We start from the raw sequence: 25,803 nt of genomic DNA on the forward strand, positions 1-25,803 counted from the left end.
AATGAATCTGTAAATAATGAATCTGTAAATAATGAATCTGTAAATAATGAATCTGTAAATAATGAATCTGTAAATAATGAATCTGTAAATAAGAAATCTGTAAATAAGAAATCTGTAAATAAGAAATCTGTAAATAAGAAATCTGTAAATAAGAAATCTCATAAAAATTTCACAGATTTGTTCGCTAAAAACTCATCAGATGCTATTAATTTGAGAAATATTAAAAAAGTTCTTAGTCATATTTATAAGCAAGAAAATGCAGATAAAATTATAGAAGTTATTGTTGATATAACTTCTAAAAATATAACAAAGGATATAACTTTTAATAATATAAAGAATTATTATAGATATCTAAAAGTTAAAGAGAAAGTCGAGGTTTATTTAGTAGCTTATGAATTATTATTTAGTTATCCAAATTTTGCAATTTTAGTACATAACTGTAAAGGTGATAATATAGATCACAAGAGAAAAATGAAAAAAGGATATTTTCCTAAGAATATTCAAGGTTCAGTTAAAGACTATAGTGAAGCCAAAGCTTTAGATGAGTATAAAAAAGGGTTGAAAATAAAACCAAAATATATTTCAAAAGCAGTCTTTTTATTTGAAAAATTACCAATAAGTGAATTAGAAAAGTTAAGTTTTTCCAAAGTAGGTGATATTTTAAAAAATATTGATCGATTATCTACTATAAACGATAATGACTTACTTAAAGATTTAGTATTAGATGATATAGGAATAGAAATAGAAAAATACTTTACTTGTGAAACAGAAGAAAGTTATCTTTTTTGTAAAAGAAAAGCTCTGAGTATGATTGCTAAAAAGATTTTAAATAATGATATTAGTTTTCCATATGAAGAAATTATTTGTATATTTATTGAAAATATTCAGAATAGTGTTCTTTTTTTACAAAAGAATCAGTACTTTTGGAAAGAGATCATAGAATACTTTATTAAAGAGAAATCTTTTGAGTTATTGATAAAGCAAATTTATGAAGAAGTAGACAAAAAAAGCTACTATGGATTTCAGCTTGTAGATATTTTAAGGATACTATCTTTAGTTGAGTTTTACTTAGCAATCCATAATGATTGTAAGCTTAATTTTACTGAATTTAAGAATCTAAAAAAATGGAAAGATAACTTTAATAGTAATTTACAAAATAGGAATACTAATCTGAATTTTAATTATAAAGATAGTGAATTTTATCTTTTTGAGTTAAATGCCAATTTAGATAAGCAAAAAATTGCTAAAATAGAGGAGCAAATTCCTGAAACGCCTATACCTATAGATAATGACATTAAGGATAAATTTTTGATAGAGCAAATAAAAGAAGATTTTGAATCTTTGTTTACCACAGAGATAGAAGGCTTTAAGAATCTTTCTTAGCTATATTTTCTGAGACTAATTTAGCTGTTTCTTGAATAATTTTTTCATTACTTAGAGCTTTTACATCACTAGGGTTTGTATATAGAATACTTAGAGCAAAAGGCGGTTTATTCTGTGGCCAAATTATCGCTACATCATTAGTAGCCGCATACTCTCCACAAGTTCCTGTCTTATCACCAATTGTCCAATTTTTAGGCATACTATACGCTATTCTATTTGCACCAGTATTGTTTTTTTGTAAATATCCTATGAAGATTTCACGATGTTTTTTATCTAAAATATTACCAAATGCTAGATTATAGATATCTTGAGTTATAGATTTGGGCGTTGTTTTGTTGATATTACTATCTGGTTTTGTATGATTGATTTTAGGCTCATCATTTTTGATAATAGTATCTTTATCTCCAAGTTTTATTATAAATTTGTTGAAGTTTCCTAAGCCTCCAATCTCTCTAACAAGAATATTTGCTGCAGGATTATCACTTAGAATAGCTGCATAATTGAGCTGTGATATTGTCAAAGTTTTACCAATATTTTTGCCTGTTACTGGAGCATAACCTAGAGTACCAATATCGTCTTGTGTTATTAGGATCTTTTTCTCCAAAAAACCTTTGTGTTGCATATCATACTCTAAAACGGCACCAACTAATAAAAATTTAAAAACACTACAGATTGGGAAGTGGTAATTTTCATTGTAGCTGATATTAGTTTTATCATCTGTATTGACGGTATATATACCGAGTTTACCATGATATTTATCTTCCAGATTCTTAAAAGAGTCATCTAGAGTAGTGTTTGCTAGTAAAAATGTTGGAACTAAGGATAAGGATGTAAATAGTAGACGTTTCATTTGAGTTTAACATATTGTCATGAGTCAGTAGTTAGAGTTTATAGAAGAGTTATTCTAAACAAAATGCTATCTAGCAATTATTTGTGATACTCTCAAGATATATTAAACAATATATTCAAATTTTAGTCGCCATGGTAAATTCAGGAAAGGATTTTATTACGAAATCTATCTTCTTCCTCCTGCCATTCTCATGCCAATTGGTGCTGCTGCTTGCGTAATTCTATTAGCATTGATATTTTGTTGTATATAATGATCAGTTTTCTCTCTATCTATATTGTCCCATGTTCTGTTAGCAGCATTATCTAACCCATAATAAGGTCTACGGAAGAAATATCCACACTCATAAGGAATATAGCTATATGATGAGTAATTGTTATAATATTGAGAACAGTAACCTGAATAATAATTATTTTCTAATTGATCGTTATCATTACTACTACTATTAGTTTGATTTGAAATATTGATGTTATTATTTATGGTAATTTCATTAGAATTTGAAGGCACACTAACTACATTTATACCTCCAAGATCGAGCTTTTTAGAGTTTTTAGTTGGTTCGTTAGAAAAAGTTGGTACTCCATTATCATCTTTTTCATATATCTCAGAGGCAAAACTATAGCTCAGAGCAAGCCAAAAAATGCTAACTAAAAATATCTTATTTTTCATTTATTACTTACCTCTATAAACTAGTCTTCTTTCTTTGTTAGTTCTTTTAATATTATTCCAACAACTATGCTAAATATTATAAATCCAAAAGTTAAAGCCATTACAATTCTCATCCAAATAGAGTGTTAGTCATTGAGATAAATCGTTTGTTCAAGCAATGTGCGAGTATCTTTAGGCAACTCTTTTAAATTTATTCTAATAAGTTAGAAATAAATAATTAAAATTTAATCAAATTATCATAGAACCTAACTTTCTGATCTTTTTATAAAAATGCTGCAAATCTTTTATTAGTATATAATATACTATATAATCTTTGTTTAAAAAAAAGTTCGTTATAAATGAAATTTTCTAAAGTATTGTTTTACTTATTTACTATATCATCAGTCACTTCATTGACATCTTGCGAATCAATCAAAGATGCTTATCAAACTTATTATAAAAATATAGGAAGTTCCGATATTACTTCAAAATCTACATATACTTGCTCGAAATATGAAGTTGGTAGTGTAATTAAAAATAGTTTTGGAAATAGCTATACTCTTGTTGTAGGTAATATTTCTATTAGAGATGGATATGTTATTAACTTATTAACAAAAAATATATCTTTTAATTATGAAAACCATAATATTAATCATGTTTGTACCTCTCATGTTACAGATATGAGTTATTTATTTGATGGTGCTGAGGAAATAAGTTCGAATATAACTGATTTTGATACATCGAAAGTGAAGAATATGAGTTATATGTTTGCTAATACTAGAAACTTCAATCAGCCTATTGGTAGTTGGGACACTTCTAAGGTAGAAAACATGGATCATATGTTTTATAGAGCAAGAGGTTTTAATCAGCCAATTGGTAATTGGAAAGTATTTAATGTTAAAAATATGGATTATATGTTTGCTGGAGCATATAAGTTTAACCAGCCTATAAATGGATGGAATGTTCTGAATGTATTAGATTACTCTCACTTTATTTCAGCAACATCTGCATTAAATCCTCAGTATAAGCCTAATTTTGTAGTTTATGACTTTTCAATAGGTTTAAAAAAATAATAATCATATCTCGCAAAAACAAATTATTTATATTCTTAAGCATAAAAATTTCTAAAAGATAAGAGTTCTTATAGGGTATTTTTTATAGGAAAAGAAATTATTTTTGTGACTTCTCTTTGATAACTATACCAATAGCTATACTAAATATAATTAATAACCATATTAATGACATACCAACTTTCATCCAAATAGAGTGATAGTCATTGAGATACACTGTTTGCTCAAGCGAAGCACGAGTATCTTTAGGTAACTCTTTTACAATTATTCCATCTGGATTGATAACTGCTGTAATACCATTACTTGTAGTTGTAAGGACATATTTGATATTCTCAATAGCTCTTACTTGAGATATCTGTAGCTGTTGCTCACGTGCTATGGAGTCACCAAACCACGAGTCATCACTTATTATAGAAATAAGTCTAGCGCCTTGTAGTTGATCTCTAACTTGCTCAGGATATGCAACTTCATAGCAAATAAAATTAGCAATAGGTGAGCCAAAGGCTGTCATAATGGGTTGTATATTATCACCTGCATTAAAACTACTAAGACCAACACTATCTACATATCCAAAAAACTTAATTGGAAAATATTCACCAAATGGGACTAAGTGATGTTTATTATAAACGCCTTCACCTTTGCCAATAATGATAGAACTATTATAAATTTTGGTTCCAACAGTTGATTGATCAGCACTCAAAGATCCTATAAGCATAGCATTATTATTTTTATTTGCAGACTCTGTCAAACTCCTAAAATATTCACTCATGAACTGTCGATAATTAGGGATAGCATTTTCGGATAGTATTATTAAAGAATCTTTGTATTTAGATGCAGCTTGTTGATAGTACTTTTGCATTTTTGCAAAGTTATCACGATCCCATTTAAATCCTTGGACAAAATCGCCTTGAATTAAAACCACTTTTTGAGGTTGATTCGTTAGCGTTTCAGGCTGACTGTATCTGATAAGATAACCACCTAAATACAATGCTACTATAATAGTTACGACACCGATTGTCTTCTTAGTAGAAGTGTTATCACAGATGAAAAAAACTATTAAGCAAGCAATCAAAGCAATTATATAACTTACTAGATAGACACCGCCAATATTTGCATACCAAATCAAAGGAGATTCTGTCTGTGAGTAACCAAGTGAAACCCAAGGAAATCCGCCCCATAGTAGGTTCGCTTTGACAATCTCAAATAGTGTCCATAACGCAGGATAAATTAATAATTTAGCAAAATTATTAGCTTTGCGCGTAAGGATATAACTAAATGTACCAAAAGGTATTATATGTAAGAAGCTAAGTAAAATCACCAATGCAATAGCAGCAGATAGTCCAGCGGTTACTGATTCAGTAAATAGATGAATACTTATATATACCCAAGATATACTAGTACCAAAAAAGCCTATTCCAAATAACGCAGATGTAAAAAATGCGTCACAAATTCTAGCAGATCTATTCAATAAATAAAAAAAAGCTACTAGAGCTATAACGGCTAATATATCAATACGAAATGGAGCAAAGGCTAATGTAAGTAGTGCACCGCTTAATATTGGTGGAATAATTTTTAGAATAATCTTTTTCATTACTTCTTAAATTTTTCGACTAAAATTTTGATAATTTTTCTATTATCGGCTTCTTGTACTATAAAATTCAAGCCATCAACAACAATACTATCATCTTTTTCTGGTAATCTTTCTAAAGTCTGAATTATCATCCCAGCGATAGTATCATAATCACCATCATCATCTATCGAGGTTGCAAAATATTCGTTGAAATCTTCTATTGAAGTCGTAGCATCAATTATAAATTTATCATCAGCAATCTTTACGATATTTTGACTAGAAATATCAAACTCATCTTCTATATCACCAACAATTTCTTCTAAGACATCTTCAATAGTTATTAATCCAGAAATTGCACCATACTCATCAACAACAATGGCAATATGATTTTGACTATTTTTAAAGTCTTTTAGCATTGCATTAAGTTTCTTTGTTTCCGGTATAAAAATAGCAGGGCGAAGTATAGTTTTTATATCTTCTGCTTCTAATTCTTCATCATCAGAAGATTCAATTTCTTTTTCAAAAATTAGTTTTAGTAGGTCTTTTGAATGTAGTATACCTAGTATCTCTGATTTATCCCTACAATAAACTGGCAAACGAGTATGGCTTGAGTTTATAGTTTTTTTTAGGATTTCATTAATTGACATCGACATATCTATAGCAACTATTTTTGTATGAGAAATCATAATGTCACCAACATCTAAAGATGATATTTTCATAGCACCGATTAGCATATTCTGTGATGTTTTATCAATAACCTCATTATCAGCTGCTCTATTAATAGCATCAATAAGAGCATCTTCGCTTTTTATATTAAAAATGCTTGATGTAAGTCTTTTTATAAAATGATTATTTTCTGCCATTTTAATTCTCTTGTTCAATGTATGGATTGGCTATTCCTAACTCAGCTAGTAACTCAATCTCTAAATTTTCCATTTCCTCAGCTTCTACATCATTAATATGATCATAACCTAGTAAGTGTAATAATCCATGGATAAAAATATGTTGCCAGTGTGCATCTAATTTTTTATTTTGCTCTTTGGCTTCTTTTTTGAGTACTTCTGGAGCTATAACAATATCTCCCCAAAAATCAGCAGCTATATCTTCAGGCAAGCCTTCAGGTTTCTCAAATTCAAAAGAGATAATATTTGTCGGCTTATCTTTATTACGAAATTGTTTGTTAATTTGCTGTATTTCTTGATTTGATACAATACTTATATTTACTTCAGCTTGTGAAATATTATGCTTATTAGCTACGAGAGCAAAACATTTTTCTAGTAAATCTTGATTAGGTATGGGGTGCTCGTCATCATTAATGACATTTAAGTTTAGACTATCCATTTTTAGTATTCTCTTCATGCTTGTCATAAGCATTTACAATTTTTTGAACTATTTGGTGGCGTACAATATCAACTGATTTTAAATAACTAATAGCTACACCATCAATATTATCAAGAATTGATAGAGCATGTCTTAAACCAGAAGTTACATTCTTAGGTAGGTCAACCTGAGTGATATCTCCTGTTATGACAGCAGTAGTATTAAAGCCAATTCTTGTTAAAAACATCTTCATTTGTTCTTTAGTAGTATTTTGACTTTCATCAAGCACTATAAAAGAATCATTAATAGTTCTTCCACGCATATATGCTAAAGGTGCTATCTCGATGGCTTGTTTTTCTATTAGTTTTGTAACTTTTTCGACGCCCATGAAATCAAACAATGCATCATACATTGGACGTAAGTAAGGATCAACTTTTTGAGCTAAATCTCCTGGCAGGAAACCAAGCTTTTCACCAGCTTCAACAGCAGGGCGGACTAGCACTATTCTTCTAACTTCACCTCTTTCATAAGCAGACACAGCACAGGCAATCGCCATATATGTCTTACCAGTACCTGCGGGACCAACACCAAATGTAACAAAATTATTTTTGATATTATCAAGGTAAATTGCTTGGTTCTGTGTACGTGCTTTGAGTTTTTTACTTCGTAATTGAACTTCAGCTTCTTCAACTTTTTTTTGAGCTTTATTACTTGAGTCTATTTTTTCTTTTGCAGTAGCATTTAGGATCGTTGTGATTTGCTCTAGATCAAGTTCAGTATTTCCAGCTAAAATTTCAGCATAACATGATTTTATAAATCTTTTTGCTTGAGTATTATTAGCGCTTGATTCACTTGTTATTTCAAATTCATCAGCACGGTGTTTAATTTCAACACCAAAATAATTTTCAATTGCACGAATATTTTCATCAAGGTTGCCACAGAGTAGCATCATGGCATCGTAATTATAAGGCTCTAGAACAAATTGAGTTTTATTCATAAATTAAATAAGTTCTCCTCTAAGAGAGTTTGGTAAGCTTTCTGTTATTTTAACCATAGCAAACTGACCAATCAAAGACTTATCTCCTATGAAATTAACAATTCTATTATTTTCTGTTCTACCAGCTAGAACATTATCATCTTTTTTAGATGTACCTTCAACTAAGATTCTTTGCTCTGTACCAACCATTTGTCTAGAAATGATTTGAGCATTACTGTTTAATAAATCTTGTAGTCTTTTTAGTCTATCTTTCTTTACTTCCATTGGAGTATCATCTGGTAAGTCAGAGGCTGGAGTGCCAGGACGCTTGCTATATATGAAGCTAAATGACTGATCAAAATTCACATCTTTTACTAGATCCATAAGTTTTTGGAAATCTTCTTCAGTTTCACCTGGGAAACCAACAATGAAATCAGATGAAATAGTAATGTCTGGTCTTATTGCTCTTAATTTTCTAATTTTTTGTTTGAATTCTAAAATTGTATGATTTCTTTTCATATTTATTAGAACTCTATCTGAGCCATGTTGCACCGGTAAATGCAAATGATTAGCTAGTTCAGGTACACTACCGTAAGCATCGATCAGATTTTGTGAGAACTCAACAGGATGAGAAGTTGTAAATCTAATTCTTTCGATACCATCTATCTCAGCGATGAAGTGAATTAGTAATGCTAAATCTGCAGTTTCGCCATTTTCCATTGGACCTAAGTAGTGATTTACATTTTGTCCTAATAAAGTAATTTCTTTAACACCTTGTTCTGCTAGAGCTGCACATTCTCCAAGCACATCTTCAAATGGTCTGTTAACTTCTGGACCACGAGTATATGGTACTACACAGTATGAACAGTATTTATCACATCCTTCCATAATTGATACGTATGCTTTAGCACCTTCAGCTTTTGGTTCAGGTAAAAAGTCAAATTTTTCAACTTCTGGGAAAGATATATCAACTTGAGATTCTTGAGTGCTTTGTTTCCTCTTAATCATCTCAGGTAATCTATGAATAGTTTGAGGACCAAATACTAGATCTACAAATGGAGCTCTTTTGATAATGTTTTCACCTTCTTGAGATGCAACACAACCACCAACACCAATTACTAAATCTTCTTTTTTCTTTTTAAGATTTTTCCATCTTCCTAACTCATGAAATACTTTTTCTTGGGCTTTTTCTCGAATAGAACATGTATTTATTAATATTATATCTGCTTCTTTGTAGTCATCAGTTTTAACAGTATGAAAATGCTCATCTAATACTTCATGCATTTTTTGCGAGTCATATTCATTCATTTGGCAACCTAAAGTTTTTATAAAAACTTTTTTTTGTTCTTTCATTGATCTGAAACCTTTATAATTTATGCTGTTATTTAATTTATTCTCTAAATACTAAAAGTTGTTTATAGTAAAATGCTCGCAAATTCTATCATAAAATTTAACTAAAAGCACGGCAAGTCTCTAGACTAATGATTATCATTAATGCAAAATACTCGGAGTCAATTATTTTATATTCTCATTTGTAATGAAACAAAATCAGTTTACTGAAGATAGTATTTGGCAATACTGTATTGAACATACGAGTGATTTATCAGCTAACCTTAATCTTTTAAATAATTCTACAAAAGAGTTTGTTCATGGTGCTCAGATGTTATCAGAAAAGGTAGTAGCTAAATTATTACAGTTTTTTGTATTTACATCTAAAGCAAAAGTTTGTGTAGATGTCGGCACATTTACTGGAATGTCAGCTATTGCTATGGCAGAAGTATCAGCTAATACAAAAGTGTATACAATTGATAGAGCTAATCAATCAGGTGAAGTTATAGCTAAAGAGTTTATAGCAAAGTATCCTAATATTGAGTATTGTCAGGGTAATGCTATTGATATATTACCGACTCTACCAGATCAGATAGATATAGCATTTATTGATGCTGATAAAAAACAAACGCAACAGTATTTTGATATTTTGATTGATAAACTGTCTGATAAGGGAGTTATCATAGTAGATGATATACTTTGGCGTGGTGAGGTAATAAATCCTCAAGATAAACGAGCAAAAGCATTAGATGATTTTAATAAATATGTAGGTCAAAAAGATGATTTAGAAACATTAGTTTTACCTATTCGTCATGGGATTAATATTATTAGGAAAAAATATAAAGGGTTTTAATAGTGGCAAAATTATATTTTAGATATTCAGCAATGGATGCGGGTAAAACATTGGATCTCTTAAAAGTAGCTTATAATTATGAGGATAGAGGTAGAAAGCCTTTAGTCTTAACTTCAGCGATAGATAAAAGAGCGGGCTTAAATAAAGTTAAATCACGGATAGGTATAGATCAAGATGCTTATTCATTGACGGATCAAGATAACATCTTTGAGTTTGTTAAAGATTATAATCAAAAACACAAAGTAGATTGTGTCTTAATTGATGAAATACATTTTTTTACCCAAGCTCAAGTTTGGCAACTTTCTGATATTGCAGATCAGCTAGATATACCAGTTATCTGCTATGGGCTACGAACTAACTATTTAGGTCAACCTTTTGAAACAGCAGCTTTATTGCTTGCAATTGCAGATACTTTAGAAGAGGTCAAAACTATCTGTCACTGTGGTAAAAAAGCTAGTTTTAATATGATGGTGCAAAATGGTAAAGCTATAAAAGAGGGTAATCCAATAGTTGTTGATGATGATTCTCTAAAAGATATCGATACACGATATGTCTCGGTGTGTCGCAAGCATTGGAAAAAAGGTGAGTATCAATAATTTTATTCAATAAGCATTAGAATGTGCTGGGCGTTTCTTACGCCTAGCTGAGCCGCTTTTTTATAGTAATACATAGCTTTTTCTTTATCGTAAGGTACACCATTTTGCTCTTCATTATAATACAAAGAAGCCAGCTTATAATAAGCAGGACCATATCCTTTGTCGGCAGCTTCATTGAAGTAGTTAAGAGCTGTTTTATACTCTTTTACATTGTAGTAATATTCGCCAGCATAATACATAGCATAAACATCACCATCTTTTGCTGCTTGTTCTAATTTGTATAATTGTCTGAAGTCTCCTTTTTGAGCAAATATTTGCATTCTTTGGATTTTTTCTTCATGAGTTAATTGAATTCTATCAACGGGAGTCTTAGATTTTTCAGTTTGATTTATTTTTTCTTTTGTAGGCTTATTTGAATTATCTGATTGCTGTTCTGGAGCATTCGCTAATTTTGGAGTTAGAGAAGATTCTTTGACTTTTATATTTTTAATTGCTGCAAGAGTACTTTGTTTAACTAGTTTACTTTCATTGTTATAGAAAAGATAAACAATACCTTCATATTTGTTGCTATTTGCTTTTTCGCCAAAGTCAAACCGTAAAGATGACCTAACATCTATATATTTTGATAATATTAAAAAATCATCAATATAACTATAGTCTAGATTATCATTAGTATTTAATAGCTTCATATCTATAGATGCTTTTAGTGTATCTGAATAAAATTGTTGTAATTGACCTTTATTTACTTTTGAGAGATTTAAATAGATTAATCCATTAAGATTAGTTATTTCTTGTTTTGGTGTTGATAAGGCAAATTCAATTTTTTTCTGTACTTGTTCAACTCTTCTAACATTTTCTAGTTGCTTTTTACGCAAGTTTTGTTGTATTTCGATACGTTTTAGTCTTTCACTCTCTAGAGTTTCTAGTCTTTCTTGTTTAACTAGATTCTCAACTTTTACTATTTCCTTTTTAGCTAGTTCAGCTACCTTAGGATCCGAGCTGTATAATAATGTTTGCCATAGCATTAGAGCCCTATAGTTATCGCCTTTGTCTGTAAAGTTACGGGCTTGAACAATTATCGCTGGTTCATAACCATTAGCAGCAGCTATTATAATGTATTTATCTAGGGTTTTATCATTCTCATTAGGTAATTTACCATCTTTATAAGCTAGATATATTTCATATAATATTTCTGGATCAGTAGTTGATATTAAATTGTTATTAGAATTAATAATATTTGCTAAGTCTACTATTGAGTTCTTATAACCTAAGTCATACGATTTTTTGAAGTATTCTATAGCTTTTTTATTATCTTTATTAACACCTAAACCATCTTTATAAAGAGTTCCTATTTGATAAAAAGCTTGAGGATAATTTAAAGAAGCTGATTTTTTATAGTACTTATAAGCATCAAAGTAATTTTTTTCAGTTCCAAGTCCATATTGATATGAGTATCCTAAATAGAAAAAGTCTTGAGCAGTAGCTTCATTATTATCAACGATCTCTTTGAGAATACTAAAAGCATTGTTATAACCATTGGTATTATGATTTTTGATATCTGTGATAGCAGCATTATATTCTTTGAGAAACTTGTTATGTCTATAATCTAAGTAGCTATTTATACTGTAGACACCACCACTGATCACAGCTACAATCAGTAGAGCACCAAGAATATTTTTTCTATTGGCTCTAATATGAGTAAATTTTTTAGGTTTTTTTGAAGAGTTTTCTAATTTAGACATTAATTATTATTTTGAGTAAATATATCCATCTATGCTATATGATAGCTTTATATTGATTTTAAGACAATTAGAGATTATCTTCTTGCTCATCTTGATTAATAATAAGTTGTTCTTTTTCTTGTTGTATTGTTTGAGGATCTTCTAAAGAGATTTTACCAAAATGGCCAGCTCTAAAATCATGGACAATATTTTTAGCTGCTTGTTTTACATTGTAGTTGGTTTTTGTGGCAGAAATATCTTTAATTATTTCTTGAGGATGTTTTTCTAAGAAATCTTGCTCAGTTATGAAATTATATCGCGATAAGAAATTTTTTGTATTTTTCTGTTTGAGAAAGTCTATAAGATAGTATGCAGTACCTTCGTAGTCCATAGCTGTATCACGAATAGAGCCTATACTTGCAATTCTATAACCACTAGCTTCACTTTTAGGACTAGGGAACATAATTCCTGGAGTATCAAAAACCATGAAATTTTTGCTAATATCAATACGCTGTTGAAGTTTAGTTACAGCGGGTTCATTTCCTGTCTTAGCAACTTTACGACCTGCAAGCTTATTTATCATTGTGGACTTTCCAACATTAGGTAATCCAAATATAATAGCTCTTGTAGGTTTTAAGACAGTTCCTCTTGAAGGACATTTTTTCTGAGCTAAATCAAGTATTCTTTTTACTATATTTTTATCTTGTAAGGTATTAACTGCGATAGCACTTCCTTTGTAAAAATCAAGCCACTGTTTAGTTATTTGAGGATCAGCTAGATCACTTTTTGACAAAATTCTTATTATGGGTTTGTCACCAACAATATCTTCTAAAACATGATTACTACTAGAGTCAGGAATACGTGCATCAACTATTTCAATAGCAATATCAGTGGAAGGCATTTTTTTGCGAAACTCTTTGGTAGCTTTATGCATATGCCCAGGAAACCAATGTAACATTGTGGATAAAAAATATAAATTTGGTTAATATAGAGTGTGATTTTACCCATTGGAGAAACTATATGCAAAGTTATATTATAAAAGGTGCCAAAATTTATGCTCAGAATGGTTTTGAACATAAGGATATTGTAATCAAAAACAATGTTATAAGTGCTATAGATGAAGATATAAAGGCCGCTGAATATAATTTGCCTGTAATAGAACTAAGTTCTGATGATTATGTAATTCCAGGGTTTATAGATATTCATATACATGGATCAATGGGCGCAGATGTTATGGATGCTGATATAGATGCGTTACAGACAATATCAAAATCACTATATAAGCAGGGAGTTACAAGTTATCTTGCTACAACAATGACAGCTTCAAACGACCATATTTTAAGAGCGATGAATGCAATCAAATCTTATAATTTGCATCAACATAGAGATAGTTCAAAAATTGTTGGGGTTCATTTAGAGGGTCCATTTATATCTCCTGGTAAAATTGGAGCACAGAATCCAAATTATTTACAGCAGGCAGATGTTGCTAAGATGGCAAGTTGGCATAATGCTTGTAATAATTTAGTCAAGAAAATAACAATTGCTCCAGAAATAGAAAATGCTAAGCAAGTTATAGATTTTTGTAATAATTATAATATTGTCAGTTCGATTGGCCACACAAGCTGTACTATGGCACAGGCTCTAGAGGCGATAGATCATGGATGTTCGCATGCTACACATTTATTCAATGCAATGAGTCCTATAGATCACCGTAACCCAGGGGCTGCTACGGCTTTACTGATGTCAAAAAAAGTTTTGGCAGAATTAATAGTTGATGGCATACATCTTCATCCAGATATGGTCAAGTTTACTTATGAAATCAAAGGTAGTGATAATATTGCCCTAATTACGGATGCAATGTCAGCACAATGTGCCGGAGAGGGTATATTTGATCTTGGTGGTCAAAAAGTAATTGTTAAAGATGGTCAAGCAAGATTAGAAAATGGTGTGTTAGCAGGAAGTGTGTTAACAATGAATAAGGCTTTAGAAAATTTTATTAAATTTACAAACTGTAGCTTACATGATGCAGTTAAGCTGACAAGTACAAATCAAGCTAAATCTCTGGGTTTTAAGAAAGGTGAGATCAAAGTTGGTTATGATGCTGATTTTGTGGTTTTAGATAAGTATTATCAAATCAAACAGGTTTTTAATTAGAAGATGAATTTTTTAATAATAGATACTTCGAGTAAATGCTGTTCTGTGGTGTTATCCGTAAATGGTCAAGTATATAACGACACTAGAGAAATTCCTCGTCAACACAATAAATATGTACTAGAAATGATTAAAGGTGTATTTGATAGTGCTTGTACTGATATCAAATCGCTAGATTTTATAGCTTATGGTATTGGACCAGGTAGTTTCGTCGGAGTAAGACTTGCAGCAGCAGTCTCTCAAGGTTTTGCAGTCGGTTTAGATATTCCTGTGGTAGGATTCTCGAGTATGTTTGCGCTAGCCAAAAGTACACCAACAACATCAGAAAAAGTAGCTGTGATTCTTGATGCTAAAATGGGTGATTTTTATTTGGGACTTTATAATTTGCAAACAAATCAAATAATTTCTGAGAATGTTTATAAACTTGAGGAATATTCGAAAGAGCTATATTTAGGTTATGAATTGGTTGGGGAATCTGTTGCTGAGCTAGAAATAATTAATAAGGATTTTAAGATTGATGTGGGTAACATTGTAGATCATGTCCTTGACAAGTACCAAAAGCAAAAATCAAGTCAAAGTTTAACTCAAGAAACCTTTCCTGTTTATTTGAGAGGGACTAGTCACTGGAAAGCTAAAGGAGAGTGATTTTATGTGTAGATGGTTAATGTACCATGGTGATAAAATTAAAATGAGTGATTTGTTGGTAGATCCTGAGAATTCGCTCATACACCAAAGTATACATTCATCTCAAGGAGCTGTTTCTGTTAATGGAGATGGTTTTGGTATTGGTTGGTATACAAGTTTACATAAAGAACCAGGAGTTTTTAAGGACTCATTACCAGCTTGGAATAATCAAAATTTGATATCTATAGCTAAACATATCAAAAGTAGAAACTTTATGGCACATATTCGGGCAAGTACTATAGCTCCAACATCTCGAGTAAATTCTCATCCGTTTGTATTTGATAATCATCTTTTTATGCATAATGGCTCTATAGGTGATTTTGATGATATTCGTCAAGAGATTGAGCAACATATTAAACCACAGTATTTTAAAGCAAGATTTGGATCTACTGATTCAGAAGCTATTTTTCTATTGGCTTTGTCAAATGGTATGGATGATAATCCAACTTCAGCTATAGCTAAATCTATTGAGCAAATAACTAATATCCAAGCTCGAAATGGTCTAAAAGAAAAGGTTAAAGCAAGTATCGCATATTCAAATGGGCATACATCCTATTCGCTAAAAATGTCTACCATTGGTAATGAACCATCATTATACTATATAAGTTATAAAGATATTATAGAAACTCTAAAACTGTCAAAAAAGCAAAAACTCAAAACTGGCTATCTGGTACTGTCAGAACCATTAGTGGACTCTGAGTTGTACACATATATAGACAATTACTCTTGCATTGAGATTAAACATAATGAGTTTAAAGTAGAAAAGTTATAAGGAACTAAAATGGCATCACTAAACACAAAGATTCAGAATGTTTCGACTTCACCAACTAATGCGATGGCAGCATTAGCAAAACAAATAAAAGATCAGGGGCATGATGTTATTTCACTCGCTATCGGAGAGCCGGGCTTCAGTACTCCAGATATCATAAAACAAGCTGGTATAGAAGCTATCAATAACAATATTACAAAATATACCAATGTTGATGGTCTTAAGGAGCTGCGAGAAGCAGTTTCAGCTAGATATAAAAGAGAGTATGGCGCTGATTTTGCTGTTGATCAAATTTGTATAACATCAGGAGCTAAGCATAGTTTACACAATATATTTAACTGTATTTTAGAAGAGGGAGATGAAGCTATTTTCTTTGCGCCTTATTGGGTGTCATATCCGGATATGATTGCTCTTACAGGAGCGAAGCCGGTTGCAGTTAAAACTAAGTTTGAGAATAGTTTTGAGATAGATGTTACAGACTTAGAAAAGCATATTACAGAAAAAACAAAGGCTGTTATTATTAACTCGCCAAATAACCCAACGGGATTAATTTACTCAAGAAAGTGTATTGAGGATTTAGCTAACTTGCTTAGAAAGTATCCTAATATTTGGATAATTGGTGATGATATATACGATCAGCTTTATTTTAATAATAGAATTACTCTAATAACAGAAGTAGCTCCTGATCTAGCAGATAGATATGTAATCGCTAGTGGAGTTTCAAAAAACTTTGCTATGACAGGATGGAGAGTTGGTTTTACTATTGCTCCGAAACTACTAAACGATGCAATGAAAAAGTTTCAATCACAATCAGCTACATGTGCTTGCTCTATATCTCAATATGCAGCCATTACTGCTATGGAAATGCCGGCTAAAGATTTGCAATACTTTGTTGACTCATACAAGCAAAAAGAACAGTTTGTTGCAAAGTGTTTGAAAGAGATGCCTTATGTTAATGTGAAAAGCGCTGATAGTACTTTTTATCTTTTTCCAGATATTCGTGATTTAATCAAGCACACGAGCTTTAGTAGTGATATGGGATTATGTAATGCACTGCTTGAAGAAGAGTATGTTGCAATGATGCCAGGAACAGCATTTGGCTTGTCTGGATTTGCTAGAATAAGCTGCGCAAATGAAATGCCAGAGTTAGAAGAGGCTATGAGTAGACTTTCTAAGTTTGTTAATAGACATGTTTCTAAATGATTTTTAGTCTACAAAATTTCTTAAATTGTAATCTTATACATTCAAAACTTTACTAAATATTTTCGACTCTAAAGCTTATACCTGCTAAAATCAATGTATTATTTCTATTGTGAAGCTTTTATGAAAAAATGTGGTTATATTTCAATTATTGGTAGACCAAATGTTGGTAAATCAACGTTATTAAATAATATACTAAAATATAAAGTTAGTATTACTTCACGTAAGCCTCAGACAACAAGACATCAAATAACTGGAATTAAAACACTTGGAGATACTCAGTTTATCTATGTTGATACTCCAGGTATTCATATAGATGAGCCTAAAGCGATTAATAAGTTTATGAATAAAGCTGCAACAGCTATGGTAAAGGAAGTTGATGTGATTTTATTTGTGGTTGAGTTAGGCAAATGGACTGAGTTAGAGGATAATATAGTAGAGAAATTAAAATACTCGCAAGTTCCAATATTTTTAGTAGTTAATAAAGTTGATAAGAAAAAATCATTGGAAGCATCAATGTTTATTGAGTCAATTAAAGAGAAATTAAGCTTTTATGATGTGATATATGTATCAGCCAAGCAAGGACATAATGTAAATGAGCTAGAGTCAAGAATAGAGAAGCTTTTGCCTGAATCAGAATATTTCTTTTATGAAGATGATCAAATTACCGATAGAAGTATTAAGTTTATGGTTGCTGAAATAATTCGTGAAAAAATCATGCGAACTATAGGTAATGAGGTGCCATATCAAATAACTGTAGAAATAGATAGCTATAAGCTTGATCAAGAAAAAAACATAGTTGATATTTATGCTAGTATTCTTGTCGAAAGAGACAGTCAGAAAGGCATAGTTATTGGAGCAAAAGGATCTAAGCTTAAAAAAATAGGTACTGATTCTCGTATAGATATCGAAAGATTAGTTGGTATGAAAGTTAATCTTAAAACACATGTTAAAGTAAAAAGCGGCTGGTCAGATGATGAAAGAGCTCTGAAGTCACTTGGATATGATCTAATCTAAAATTTGTTATATGCAGCGATTAGAAATCAAAAAGTCGCAAAAATACAGAGTAATTGTTTATTCTTGTTTGATATTTCTAACAAGTTTCGTGATTGGCACTTATCATAACCAAAACATTATTTTTTATTTAGGAGTATTTTTAATTTCATTATCAATATTTTTTGAATCTCAACTGAATAGGCAAATAATCGAAGCAATTGTATTACCAAATGAATCAGATAATGAATCTTTAATATTTATAATAAATAGTAATGAATCTGATTTTTGGGATATTAGGAAACATATTATTATAAATACTTGGATCTATATTTACGCAGTTCAGCAAGGTTCGAATAAAAAAATCAAAAAATGGTTACATAAGTCAAATTTCAAAAATAAAAATGATATTCGTGATTTGGCTAAATATATTTCATTCATTAGAGATATTAAAAAATAATATATCAGAAAATCTTATATTTGATATAAGAATCTTATATTTTTCTTAAACATGCTGTTTTGTTAGGATTTAGATATTTATAGTCTTGGTTTATATTAAATGGAACTAAAAGTGTTTAAGAAAACTTTATTGTTAGGTTTGGTAGTGAGTGTTAATGGTTTATATGCTGATATTAATTTGTATGGTCCTGGTGGTCCTCATACGGCATTGATTGATGCTGCAAAGAAGTTTGAAGAGAAAACGAACATAAAAGTAAATGTTAATTTTGGACCTGAGTCAACATGGAGGGATAAAGCTAAAAAAGATGCTGATATTTTATTTGGACCATCGCAACAGTCAGCAACAGCTATTATTTATGATTTTAGGGATAAGTTTGAATTAAAAGATTTACAATCAATGTATTATCATGATGCAATAATTTTAGTAAAAAAAGGCAACCCAAAAAATATTAAAAGCTTAGATGATTTGATTAAACCAAATATTAATATTGTTGTCATAGATGGAAGTGGTTATAGTAATACTTCTGGTACAGGTGTTTGGGAAGATATTGTTGGTAGAAAGCATGATATAAATTTTACACAAAAGTTTAGGAAAAATATTACAAGTTTTGCTCCAAATAGTGGCAGCGCTTTTAAAGCTTTTAAGGATGATAATGCAGATGCTTGGATTACTTGGAGAGATTGGGCTATTTCTAATCCTAATGAGGGACAAGTAGTAAATATTTCTTCGAAATATAATATTTCTAGGGATTTTAATATTGTAGTTAGTAAAGATAATAAGAACTCTGAAGTTAATAGATTTGTGAATTATTTAACGAGTAATGAGGGTCTAAAATCTTTTTATAGTTATGGTTGGTATATATCTAGATAAAATAAATCTTATTTTTTAATTAATTTTTAGCGTATTGTTGGATATAATCTTGTAGATAATAGTCATATGTTTTTTATAATGTTAAGCGACTTTAAATCACAGCTAAGAGGCTTTTTAAAAAGTAAACAAATTGTTGAGAACGAGTTACTTCGTTACGCATATTCTACAGATGCTAGTTTATACAGAATGGTACCTAAATTGGTGCTTATTGTAAAAAAAGAGCAAGAAGTAATACAGGTCATTAAATTAGCTAATCAGCATAATATTAAACTAACGTTTAGAGCTGCTGGAACTAGTCTCTCTGGTCAAGCAGTTACTGATGAAGTGCTTGTGGTTTTAGCATCTGATGCATGGTTAGATTATCAAATTATTGATGATGGTCAAAAGATTAAGCTTGAGCCTAGCATAATAGGAGAGAATGCTAATAAGTATCTTAAAATCTATAATCGCAAAATTGGTCCTGATCCTGGTTCAATTAATAGTGCTAAGATAGGTGGTATTATCGCAAATAATGCTAGTGGAATGTGTTGTGGTACAGCCAAAAATTCTTATGCAACTTTAGATTCCATGCGGATCGTATTTGCAGATGGTCAGATATTAGATACATCTGACTCTAGTAGTATTAAAAACTTTAAAGATAATAATCAAGATATTATAAATTCAATATTATCAATTCATAATCAAATCAAAAATGATGTGGAGCTTGTTGATTTTCTTAAAAAGAAATTTTCAATAAAAAATACTAGTGGCTATAGCCTGAATGCCTTTTTAGATTTTGATGATCCCATAAAAATAATAGAAAGATTGATTACTGGTTCAGAAGGTACTCTTGGTTTTGTGAGTAATGTGACCTTAAATACTGTTGCTGATCATAGATTTAAAGCTTTGAACTTGATATATGGAAGTCTTGATGAACTAGTAAAACTTACTACACAGTTAGAACCTTATGCACCATCATCTGTTGAGTTACTTGATAATTTATCATTAAAGTCAGTAGCAGATGTAGCAGAGTTACAGCCCTTTTTGATAAATCTTGAGAATACTGATATTGCTGCAATTATGGTTGAAGTGTCTGAAGATGATCAAGATAAATTAGATAGTAAACTTGAGATAATAAATCAAAGTATTGGGCAGACAAATATAGTTCATCAAGTAGGTTTTAGGCAAGACGAACGAGAGATTCAAACTATATGGAAAGCACGAAAGGGCGTTCTACCTACAATTGCTGGACAAAGACCAAATGGTAGTAGTGTATTGATTGAGGATATAGCTGTAAACATAGCGAACCTACCTGGTTTAATAACAGATGTTAAACAATTATTTATTAAATATAATTATACTAATGCGGCAATTTTTGGACATGTTTTAGCTGGCAATATACATTTTGTGCTTACTCCAGATTTTAATGATGAAAGGCAGTTGATTGAATATGATCAATTTATGCAAGATATTACTTCATTAGTGGCAGAAAAATATAATGGATCATTAAAGGCAGAGCATGGTAGCGGTCGAAATATCTCACCATTTGCGATAGTGGAATGGGGTGATAAATGTTTAAATATTATGTGGCGTATCAAAAAGCTTTTTGACCCTAAAAATATTCTTAATCCAGATGTTAAACTTACCAAGGACAAGAGTTTGCATATCAAGAATCTTAAAGAGTTAAATAGTGTTGATGAAAAAATCGATAAGTGTATGGAGTGTGGTTTTTGTGAGCCCGTTTGTCCATCAAGAAACTTAAGTTTAACTCCAAGACAAAGAAATACTGTTATACGTAAGATTCAAACTCTCGATGGTAACCAAAAACAGCAGTGGCTCAAAGACTATGACTACTATGGTATACAAACATGTGCTACCACGAGCTTGTGCAAAACACGTTGTCCGGTCGATATTGATACAGGTGATTTTATTCTTGGTCAGAAAAAACTACAAAACAAGCTAGTTAACCATGACAAAGAAATAAATAAAGCTAAACAAAAAGTTATGTTGGGAAATTTAGCTGGCAATCTAATTGGAAAGAAAAATCTTCAGAATATGACTAAGCTATTACACAATAACTTTAAATCTATTCCCGTATATTTAGAAACTATGCCAAAAGTACAATCAGCAAGTTTCATAAACTCTCTTGAAGACAAGTTAAAACCGAAAGTACTGTTAGTGCCAGCTTGTCCAAATAGAATTTTTGCTAGTAATAAAAAATATTTGAAATATCCAAGTCAATTGATACTAGAAAAGCTAGGTTTTGAAGTCAATTATCCTCAGAAGGTTAAGAGTCAGTGTTGTGGTCAAATGTATAATTCACAAGCGAATAATATCCAACAACATACTTCTGAAGAGTTATTAAGACAGAGTGTAGATTCTGCTCAATATGATTATATTGTGACTGATAATAGCTCTTGTGCTAATTTTGCTGAAGGTCAAAATTTAAATATTGTAAATATTAATAATCTGATTATAGATAAGCTAGATAATATTAAATTAACACGAAAGTTTAATAAAATAGCTTTGCATATTGATTGTTCTACTCGTAAGCAGAATATGGATAATAAATATTTAGAAGTTTTGAAAAGATGTAGTACTTCTGTAATTGTTCCTGAGCAAATCTACTGTTGTGGATTTGCAGGAGATAAAGGATTTACAACCCCGGAGTTAAATGCTTCAAGTTTAGAATCTCTTAAGTCACAAGTTAAGGGTTGTGAAATTGGAGTTAGCTTTAACCGTAACTGCCAAATAGGTTTGTCATATCATGGGCAGTTGGAGTATATATCTTTTACAGAATTATTATTAGAATGTTTAAATTAGAAATTATTTAAGTTGACTAAAAATGTCTTGAGATACTTTTTCTACGGCTTGATCACCATCTATTTTTATATATTTTGGCGTTTTTGTATTTGTAGATGAGAAGTTTCTATAAAAATCAATTAGTTTAGAAGTTTGAGCATGGTAGACTGAAAGTCTTTCTCTAACAGTATCTTCGTTATCATCGGTACGAGTTATTAAATCTTCTCCAGTAACATCATCTTTACCTTCAACTTTAGGAGGGTTAAACTTAGTATGATATGTTCTACCAGATGCCGGATGAACTCTTCTACCTGTTATTCTTTCGATTAGAAGACTATCTTTAACATCTACTTCAACAATATAATCGATATTTACACCCAATTTATCTAATTCTTCTGCTTGAATTATTGTTCTAGGTACGCCATCTAGTAAGAATCCATTTTTACAATCATCTTTAGATATTCTATCTTTAACAATTTTGATTATAAACTCATCTGAAACTAATTGTCCAGCATCTAGCACCTTTTTTAACTCTTGACCTATTACACTTCCAGACTTGATAGTTTCTCTGATCATATCACCAGTTGATATGTGAGCAATATTATATCTGTTTTCGATTATTTTTGCTTGAGTTCCTTTACCAGCTCCAGGAGCACCTAAAAGTATTATACGCATAGTTAATTTGACCTTAACGTTTTGAAACTATAGTTTACTTAATATGGATTTAATTATAAAATAAACAGACTTATATATCTAGAAATAGAATATCTAATTTTAGGCTATAGTTTTTTATAAGAAATTTTATGATATCGTTACTACTTGAAAAAAGACGCAAAAAAGTACAAGAAACAGTTCTAGGTATTGAATACGATAGATGTTCACTAGCTAGCGTGAAGCTTGAAAAAAGACGAGATGATTACACATTAGTAAGCTGTAATAGTCATGTATTTGCTCCAGAAGCTTATTTTGAAGGTGAATTGACGACTGAGTATGTTGGTAATGTTGTTACAGAAATTATAAAGGAAAATAAGCTTGGTCGTTTTATCAAACTAGGATTTACTAGTTACAATGAAATTGATGTCACTAAAGAAGAAATTACTTGTGATAAAAGAGCATTGGAAATAATAAAAAAAGAGGGTGTGTTTTTTTATATAAATGAATATTTCTTGAAAAAACGCTTTCCGGACAGTTATACAGACATTGCGTATGACTATTATGATCAACTAGAGAGTAACGGTACCATAGTTGTATATTATATTTCAGATAATGAAAAGATTAAAAGATTATATAGTATTTCTAGCAAAGCAAAACGAGCACTATCTGTTTGTGTTCTAGATAAACTTGCGATTAGTAATTTTGTTTCAGAACTTTTTCTTAGTGAGATATCGCAATATTCTAGTGATAGTGTTTTTTTAGGGCTATATTCTGATAAGTTGTCTATTTATAGTTTTTCTCCTCAAGGTGAACTAAAAAGTTATGAATCAGTTAAAATATTTGATGAAAATATCAGTGATGTAACATATGTTGATGAGGTTATTCAGCTGTTATTAAGGTTTATGGATTTTATGTCCTTAGAGCTTGGTGAAAATAGCTTTGATAGTTTTGATGAAATCCAAGATAATAATGTTTATGTATATGGAATTAAACAAAATTTTGAGAATATCTTCGAATCAATAAAGGATTTATCTCAAAAGAATTGTAAAATACTTGATCCATTCATAAATATAGATTGTCAAAAATTTGGAGATATAGAGCAACCATATAGGTATGTTTTACCAATAGCGATTGCTATGAAGGAGGCTCTGTAAGTAATGAAAGATCTTAATTTCGTACGTGGTCGTTGGCGCCAAAAACAGCTTACTTATATAGGCATAGATCTTGGTTTTATGATATTTGTAGCTTTTGTATCTATGTTTATTCTTTCGGTAGTATTCTCATGGTCTAGTGATGAGGATATCAAAGTAGAGAGATACATCCAAACTCAAATAACTAAGCTTAATAAAAATGTAGCTGAATATCCAACTGTGAAAAGTCAAAGAGATAAACTATTAGATGTATCTTCAGACTTAGCTAATATCAAAGCTAGCCAATATTATATACTACTTGGCTTAGAAAAAATCTCTAGAGCAATTACTGATCAACTATATATTACAAATATGAATTATGTTGCTAATACTGATATTTTTGTTATTACAGGTGAAGTGAGAGATTTGAAATTACTTTCAATTTTTATGAAAAACTTAGAAATTGAGTTTAGAGTTAAAAAGGTTGAACTTAAGAATTTAGGATCAGAGAAAAATGGTCAAAGAAGTTTTTCATTAGAGTTTAAATTTGGTGAGGGTAATGCATTCAAGGGAGAAAGTGTAAAATGGTAGATAAAATAAGAAAGCTCCTTTTATCTAACAAGTACGCTATAAAGGTTATAGACGCTCCATTAAAGATTAGATTACCTGTCTATATAATCGTTCTTGGATTATTTTTATTTATTTTCTATGGTATTTTAGTTAGTCCTGTGATTTCACAAGCGAATCAAAGAGAAAGTCATATAAATTCGATGGAGTCTCAAATACCAAGACTTATTAAGAAAGAAAAAGATTTAGAAGCTCTCAAAGAGCAAGTGAAGATATTAGAAAAGCATAATATTGAAGAAAGATTTAGTATTCCTGAGCGTCATTCTGTGCCTATTTTTTTATCCGCATTAAATGAAGCTATTCGTAGCTCTGGTATTACAATTATTGATTTATCACCAGCAGGAGTTGAAAAGAATAAATATTTAGACTTGTATGCGTTAGATTTTAAAGCTAAATTGGTTGGTGATTTTACTCAGTTGATTAAATTATTCGTAGCTTTAGTAGATATGAAAGATATCGCCGTTATAACTAATATAAATATTAAAAAAGAGTCTGATTCTAAAATAGTTACTGAACTAAATTTGCAGACCTATTCACGTCAAGGGGTAGGAGCGTAATTTAGATGGGTAAATATCAAAGATTAAAGCTTTTATGTCTAGTGTTAATGATAGTGAGTTATGGCAATTGTTATGCTAGTTATGAAACTAGAATAGACCAAGTTAATCAACTTATTCAGAATAGTACTAAAAGTATGAAAAGTACAGAAAAACTAGATATTCCTGAATATAAGGGTGATACATTAACTTTTGAAAGATTATCAAAAATTCGCAATGTTTTTAGTATAGATCATACGCTACCATTTGAGAAAAAAATACCAATACAAAGAAATAATGAAGATCTACAGAAGAGGGAAGTTGTTAAATTAAAGCCTATTTTCATTCCAGAGGAATTGAAAGATGTAATGAATGCAAAGCCTACTGAATTACAAAAGGAATCTTTAAATTCATTTAAATATAAGGGAATGGTTTCTCAAAATAATGAGATATGGGGTATTATAGAAAGCTCAGTTGATGCAAAGCCAGTATATGTAGAAAAAGGCGAATTAATTGGACAGAATTATGGGAAGGTTGAAAATATTACTAAAGAAGGAATTGTGGTTGGTGAGTGGAAAAAAAATGAACAAAAGAGAGTTTGGGAAAAAACTCCAGTTGTTATACATTAGGGTGAATTA

General features: G+C 30.5%; 26 protein-coding genes and 1 pseudogene. 16 read left to right on the top strand and 11 right to left on the bottom strand.

Annotation, left to right across the window (positions count from 1 at the left end):
- The coding region (locus ACKTR7_RS00005; protein WP_407876442.1) for a hypothetical protein at positions 1-1,383 on the top strand (1,383 nt) is incomplete at its 5' end.
- On the opposite strand, the gene bla is transcribed toward ACKTR7_RS00005, so the two are convergent.
- The 3 genes and pseudogenes from bla to ACKTR7_RS00020 form a co-directional block, all read right to left on the bottom strand.
- Positions 1,367-2,233 carry a class A beta-lactamase gene (gene bla / locus ACKTR7_RS00010; RefSeq protein WP_407876443.1) on the bottom strand — a complete coding sequence of 289 codons (867 nt, stop codon included), beginning with the start codon at positions 2,231-2,233 and terminating at the stop codon, positions 1,367-1,369. The two genes, ACKTR7_RS00005 and bla, sit on opposite strands and share 17 nt — an antisense overlap.
- A gap of 165 nt (positions 2,234-2,398) precedes the next feature.
- Complete coding sequence (locus tag ACKTR7_RS00015) at positions 2,399-2,899, bottom strand: hypothetical protein (protein ID WP_407876444.1); 501 nt, start codon at positions 2,897-2,899, stop codon at positions 2,399-2,401.
- Positions 2,900-2,919: 20 nt separating this feature from the next.
- Positions 2,920-3,087 (bottom strand): annotated as a pseudogene (locus tag ACKTR7_RS00020) (apolipoprotein N-acyltransferase); the annotation flags it as partial.
- 150 nt (positions 3,088-3,237) lie between these two features.
- Here ACKTR7_RS00020 and ACKTR7_RS00025 point away from each other — a divergent pair.
- Positions 3,238-3,951 carry a BspA family leucine-rich repeat surface protein gene (locus ACKTR7_RS00025; RefSeq protein ID WP_407876445.1) on the top strand — a complete coding sequence of 238 codons (714 nt, stop codon included), beginning with the start codon at positions 3,238-3,240 and terminating at the stop codon, positions 3,949-3,951.
- Between the two features lie 97 nt (positions 3,952-4,048).
- Here ACKTR7_RS00025 and lnt read toward each other — a convergent pair whose 3' ends face one another.
- The 5 genes from lnt to miaB are packed head-to-tail and all read right to left on the bottom strand — an operon-like array spanning position 4,049 to position 9,167.
- Positions 4,049-5,539, bottom strand: coding sequence for an apolipoprotein N-acyltransferase (lnt, locus tag ACKTR7_RS00030; protein WP_407876446.1), 1,491 nt, complete (start codon positions 5,537-5,539; stop codon positions 4,049-4,051).
- Positions 5,539-6,381, bottom strand: coding sequence for an HlyC/CorC family transporter (locus ACKTR7_RS00035; protein WP_407876447.1), 843 nt, complete (start codon positions 6,379-6,381; stop codon positions 5,539-5,541). Before ACKTR7_RS00035 ends, lnt begins: the two co-directional genes overlap by 1 nt.
- A 1-nt stretch (position 6,382) precedes the next feature.
- A complete protein-coding gene (gene ybeY / locus ACKTR7_RS00040) occupies positions 6,383-6,859 on the bottom strand; it encodes an rRNA maturation RNase YbeY (protein ID WP_407876448.1) in 477 nt (158 codons plus the stop codon).
- Positions 6,852-7,835, bottom strand: coding sequence for a PhoH family protein (locus ACKTR7_RS00045; protein ID WP_407876449.1), 984 nt, complete (start codon positions 7,833-7,835; stop codon positions 6,852-6,854). The genes ybeY and ACKTR7_RS00045 overlap by 8 nt, the downstream gene beginning before the upstream one ends.
- 3 nt (positions 7,836-7,838) lie before the next feature.
- On the bottom strand, positions 7,839-9,167 hold the full coding sequence (gene miaB, locus ACKTR7_RS00050; RefSeq protein ID WP_407876450.1) for a tRNA (N6-isopentenyl adenosine(37)-C2)-methylthiotransferase MiaB: 1,329 nt from the start codon (positions 9,165-9,167) through the stop codon (positions 7,839-7,841).
- A gap of 184 nt (positions 9,168-9,351) precedes the next feature.
- Here miaB and ACKTR7_RS00055 point away from each other — a divergent pair, with 184 nt between their 5' ends.
- Positions 9,352-9,996: an O-methyltransferase gene (locus tag ACKTR7_RS00055; RefSeq protein ID WP_407876451.1), complete on the top strand. Its 645-nt coding sequence runs from the start codon at positions 9,352-9,354 to the stop codon at positions 9,994-9,996.
- A gap of 2 nt (positions 9,997-9,998) precedes the next feature.
- Positions 9,999-10,592: a thymidine kinase gene (locus tag ACKTR7_RS00060; protein WP_200147560.1), complete on the top strand. Its 594-nt coding sequence runs from the start codon at positions 9,999-10,001 to the stop codon at positions 10,590-10,592.
- Between the two features lie 2 nt (positions 10,593-10,594).
- Here ACKTR7_RS00060 and ACKTR7_RS00065 read toward each other — a convergent pair whose 3' ends face one another.
- Both ACKTR7_RS00065 and ylqF read right to left on the bottom strand, forming a co-directional pair.
- Positions 10,595-12,334 carry a tetratricopeptide repeat protein gene (locus ACKTR7_RS00065; RefSeq protein ID WP_407876452.1) on the bottom strand — a complete coding sequence of 580 codons (1,740 nt, stop codon included), beginning with the start codon at positions 12,332-12,334 and terminating at the stop codon, positions 10,595-10,597.
- A 67-nt stretch (positions 12,335-12,401) separates the two neighbouring features.
- Positions 12,402-13,271: a ribosome biogenesis GTPase YlqF gene (gene ylqF / locus ACKTR7_RS00070; protein WP_407876453.1), complete on the bottom strand. Its 870-nt coding sequence runs from the start codon at positions 13,269-13,271 to the stop codon at positions 12,402-12,404.
- A 62-nt stretch (positions 13,272-13,333) separates the two neighbouring features.
- Here ylqF and nagA point away from each other — a divergent pair, with 62 nt between their 5' ends.
- The 8 genes from nagA (at position 13,334) to ACKTR7_RS00110 (ending at position 22,242) form a co-directional block, all read left to right on the top strand.
- Positions 13,334-14,467, top strand: a complete 1,134-nt coding sequence (gene nagA / locus ACKTR7_RS00075; RefSeq protein WP_407876454.1) for an N-acetylglucosamine-6-phosphate deacetylase — start codon at positions 13,334-13,336, stop codon at positions 14,465-14,467.
- A 3-nt stretch (positions 14,468-14,470) separates the two neighbouring features.
- Entirely contained in the window at positions 14,471-15,109 is a 639-nt protein-coding gene (tsaB, locus tag ACKTR7_RS00080; protein WP_407876455.1) for a tRNA (adenosine(37)-N6)-threonylcarbamoyltransferase complex dimerization subunit type 1 TsaB, read from the top strand.
- Between the two features lie 4 nt (positions 15,110-15,113).
- Positions 15,114-15,920 (top strand): class II glutamine amidotransferase, encoded by an 807-nt coding sequence (locus ACKTR7_RS00085; RefSeq protein WP_407876456.1) that lies wholly within the window; start codon positions 15,114-15,116, stop codon positions 15,918-15,920.
- A 9-nt stretch (positions 15,921-15,929) separates the two neighbouring features.
- On the top strand, positions 15,930-17,120 hold the full coding sequence (locus ACKTR7_RS00090; RefSeq protein WP_407876457.1) for a pyridoxal phosphate-dependent aminotransferase: 1,191 nt from the start codon (positions 15,930-15,932) through the stop codon (positions 17,118-17,120).
- A 120-nt stretch (positions 17,121-17,240) separates the two neighbouring features.
- Positions 17,241-18,134: a GTPase Era gene (era, locus tag ACKTR7_RS00095; protein WP_407876458.1), complete on the top strand. Its 894-nt coding sequence runs from the start codon at positions 17,241-17,243 to the stop codon at positions 18,132-18,134.
- A gap of 10 nt (positions 18,135-18,144) precedes the next feature.
- Entirely contained in the window at positions 18,145-18,570 is a 426-nt protein-coding gene (locus tag ACKTR7_RS00100) for a hypothetical protein (RefSeq protein ID WP_407876459.1), read from the top strand.
- A 111-nt stretch (positions 18,571-18,681) separates the two neighbouring features.
- On the top strand, positions 18,682-19,440 hold the full coding sequence (locus tag ACKTR7_RS00105) for an extracellular solute-binding protein (RefSeq protein WP_407876460.1): 759 nt from the start codon (positions 18,682-18,684) through the stop codon (positions 19,438-19,440).
- A 78-nt stretch (positions 19,441-19,518) separates the two neighbouring features.
- On the top strand, positions 19,519-22,242 hold the full coding sequence (locus tag ACKTR7_RS00110) for an FAD-binding and (Fe-S)-binding domain-containing protein (RefSeq protein WP_407876461.1): 2,724 nt from the start codon (positions 19,519-19,521) through the stop codon (positions 22,240-22,242).
- 3 nt (positions 22,243-22,245) lie between these two features.
- Here the strand turns inward: ACKTR7_RS00110 and adk are convergent, their stop codons facing one another.
- Positions 22,246-22,896 (bottom strand): adenylate kinase, encoded by a 651-nt coding sequence (gene adk / locus ACKTR7_RS00115; RefSeq protein ID WP_407876462.1) that lies wholly within the window; start codon positions 22,894-22,896, stop codon positions 22,246-22,248.
- A gap of 128 nt (positions 22,897-23,024) precedes the next feature.
- Between adk and ACKTR7_RS00120 the strand changes: the two genes are divergently transcribed.
- From ACKTR7_RS00120 to ACKTR7_RS00135, 4 genes are read left to right on the top strand one after another with little or no spacing between them, the layout of a single operon-like run.
- Positions 23,025-24,029 (top strand): type IV pili, encoded by a 1,005-nt coding sequence (locus ACKTR7_RS00120; RefSeq protein WP_407876463.1) that lies wholly within the window; start codon positions 23,025-23,027, stop codon positions 24,027-24,029.
- Between the two features lie 3 nt (positions 24,030-24,032).
- The gene (locus ACKTR7_RS00125; RefSeq protein ID WP_407876464.1) at positions 24,033-24,596 is read left to right on the top strand and encodes a PilN domain-containing protein; all 564 of its coding nucleotides are present in this window, start codon (positions 24,033-24,035) and stop codon (positions 24,594-24,596) included.
- A complete protein-coding gene (gene pilO / locus ACKTR7_RS00130; protein WP_407876465.1) occupies positions 24,590-25,189 on the top strand; it encodes a type 4a pilus biogenesis protein PilO in 600 nt (199 codons plus the stop codon). Before ACKTR7_RS00125 ends, pilO begins: the two co-directional genes overlap by 7 nt.
- Before the next feature lie 5 nt (positions 25,190-25,194).
- Positions 25,195-25,794 carry a pilus assembly protein PilP gene (locus ACKTR7_RS00135; protein ID WP_407876466.1) on the top strand — a complete coding sequence of 200 codons (600 nt, stop codon included), beginning with the start codon at positions 25,195-25,197 and terminating at the stop codon, positions 25,792-25,794.
- Positions 25,795-25,803 lie beyond the last annotated feature (9 nt).

The organism is Francisella sciaenopsi (assembly GCF_045862875.1).
GTDB classification, from domain to species: Bacteria; Pseudomonadota; Gammaproteobacteria; order Francisellales; family Francisellaceae; genus Francisella; species Francisella sciaenopsi.

Excerpts from the sequence above, each read along its gene's own strand:
- ACKTR7_RS00090 (WP_407876457.1), top strand. The coding sequence starts at position 15,930 with ATGGCATCACTAAACACAAAGATTCAGAATGTTTCGACTTCACCAACT.
- pilO (WP_407876465.1), top strand. The coding sequence starts at position 24,590 with ATGGTAGATAAAATAAGAAAGCTCCTTTTATCTAACAAGTACGCTATA.
- ACKTR7_RS00065 (WP_407876452.1), bottom strand. The coding sequence starts at position 12,334 with ATGTCTAAATTAGAAAACTCTTCAAAAAAACCTAAAAAATTTACTCAT.
- bla (WP_407876443.1), bottom strand. The coding sequence starts at position 2,233 with ATGAAACGTCTACTATTTACATCCTTATCCTTAGTTCCAACATTTTTA.
- ACKTR7_RS00135 (WP_407876466.1), top strand. The coding sequence starts at position 25,195 with ATGGGTAAATATCAAAGATTAAAGCTTTTATGTCTAGTGTTAATGATA.
- ACKTR7_RS00035 (WP_407876447.1), bottom strand. The coding sequence starts at position 6,381 with ATGGCAGAAAATAATCATTTTATAAAAAGACTTACATCAAGCATTTTT.
- ACKTR7_RS00055 (WP_407876451.1), top strand. The coding sequence starts at position 9,352 with ATGAAACAAAATCAGTTTACTGAAGATAGTATTTGGCAATACTGTATT.
- adk (WP_407876462.1), bottom strand. The coding sequence starts at position 22,896 with ATGCGTATAATACTTTTAGGTGCTCCTGGAGCTGGTAAAGGAACTCAA.
- era (WP_407876458.1), top strand. The coding sequence starts at position 17,241 with ATGAAAAAATGTGGTTATATTTCAATTATTGGTAGACCAAATGTTGGT.
- ACKTR7_RS00125 (WP_407876464.1), top strand. The coding sequence starts at position 24,033 with ATGAAAGATCTTAATTTCGTACGTGGTCGTTGGCGCCAAAAACAGCTT.
- ACKTR7_RS00085 (WP_407876456.1), top strand. The coding sequence starts at position 15,114 with ATGTGTAGATGGTTAATGTACCATGGTGATAAAATTAAAATGAGTGAT.
- ACKTR7_RS00100 (WP_407876459.1), top strand. The coding sequence starts at position 18,145 with ATGCAGCGATTAGAAATCAAAAAGTCGCAAAAATACAGAGTAATTGTT.
- ybeY (WP_407876448.1), bottom strand. The coding sequence starts at position 6,859 with ATGGATAGTCTAAACTTAAATGTCATTAATGATGACGAGCACCCCATA.
- ACKTR7_RS00025 (WP_407876445.1), top strand. The coding sequence starts at position 3,238 with ATGAAATTTTCTAAAGTATTGTTTTACTTATTTACTATATCATCAGTC.
- lnt (WP_407876446.1), bottom strand. The coding sequence starts at position 5,539 with ATGAAAAAGATTATTCTAAAAATTATTCCACCAATATTAAGCGGTGCA.
- tsaB (WP_407876455.1), top strand. The coding sequence starts at position 14,471 with ATGAATTTTTTAATAATAGATACTTCGAGTAAATGCTGTTCTGTGGTG.
- nagA (WP_407876454.1), top strand. The coding sequence starts at position 13,334 with ATGCAAAGTTATATTATAAAAGGTGCCAAAATTTATGCTCAGAATGGT.
- ACKTR7_RS00045 (WP_407876449.1), bottom strand. The coding sequence starts at position 7,835 with ATGAATAAAACTCAATTTGTTCTAGAGCCTTATAATTACGATGCCATG.
- ACKTR7_RS00015 (WP_407876444.1), bottom strand. The coding sequence starts at position 2,899 with ATGAAAAATAAGATATTTTTAGTTAGCATTTTTTGGCTTGCTCTGAGC.
- ACKTR7_RS00120 (WP_407876463.1), top strand. The coding sequence starts at position 23,025 with ATGATATCGTTACTACTTGAAAAAAGACGCAAAAAAGTACAAGAAACA.
- ACKTR7_RS00110 (WP_407876461.1), top strand. The coding sequence starts at position 19,519 with ATGTTAAGCGACTTTAAATCACAGCTAAGAGGCTTTTTAAAAAGTAAA.
- miaB (WP_407876450.1), bottom strand. The coding sequence starts at position 9,167 with ATGAAAGAACAAAAAAAAGTTTTTATAAAAACTTTAGGTTGCCAAATG.
- ylqF (WP_407876453.1), bottom strand. The coding sequence starts at position 13,271 with ATGTTACATTGGTTTCCTGGGCATATGCATAAAGCTACCAAAGAGTTT.